This is a genomic window from Enterobacter cloacae complex sp. 6730903 (genome assembly GCF_048283985.1).
GTDB classification, from domain to species: Bacteria; Pseudomonadota; Gammaproteobacteria; order Enterobacterales; family Enterobacteriaceae; genus Enterobacter; species Enterobacter hormaechei_C.
On sequence record NZ_JBLVXX010000140.1, the window covers coordinates 1 to 913 of the forward strand.

At 56.3% G+C, this 913-nt stretch carries 1 protein-coding gene; it reads left to right on the forward strand.

What is annotated here, in order from left to right; translation table 11 throughout:
- On the forward strand, positions 1-913 hold a 913-nt coding region (locus ACNQ0W_RS25220), incomplete at both ends, for a Tn3 family transposase (RefSeq protein ID WP_417933296.1).

Sequence of the window (913 nt, forward strand, 5' to 3'; positions counted from 1 at the left end):
CAGGATTGGCTGGCAGACAGAAAGGCGCGACTCACGATCGCTCTTAAGCGGCTGGCCCGGGCTGCCCGTAACGGCACTATTCCGCACGGTAGCATAGAAGATGGAACGTTGCGGATCGACAGGTTGACAGCAGACGTGCCGGATGGTGCCGAGGCACTCATACTGGATCTGTATCGCCGAATGCCGTCCGTTCGGATTACCGACATGCTGCTTGAAGTTGATGCAGCCCTTGGTTTCACAGATGCGTTTACCCATCTGAGAACCGGGGCTCCATGTCGCGACCGGATCGGTCTGCTCAACGTCCTGCTCGCTGAAGGGCTCAATCTGGGCCTGCGTAAGATGGCGGAAGCTACAAACACGCATGATTACTGGCAGCTCTCACGCCTTGCCCGCTGGCATGTTGAAAGCGAAGCCATGAACCAGGCATTGGCAATTGTGGTGGCCGCGCAGGGTAAACTGCCGATGTCACGCGTCTGGGGGATGGGCACGTCAGCATCGAGCGATGGTCAGTTTTTCCCGACAGCGCGGCATGGCGAAGCCATGAACATGGTCAATGCCAAATATGGTTCTGTTCCCGGCCTCAAAGCGTATACTCACGTAAGCGACCAGTTCGCGCCATTCGCTTGTCAGTCGATCCCGGCGACCGTGAGCGAGGCACCGTATATTCTCGATGGACTACTGATGAACGAGGTCGGTCGCCATGTTCGCGAACAGTATGCCGATACAGCAGGATTCACCGACCATTTGTTCGGAGCCAGTAGCCTGCTCGGCTACAATCTCGTTCTGCGAATCAGGGATCTGCCATCGAAGCGGTTGTACGTATTTAATCCCGATACGACCCCCAGGGAGTTACGCAAGTTGGTAGGTGGAAAAGCCCGGGAGGATCTTATCGTTGCGAACTGGCCTGATATTT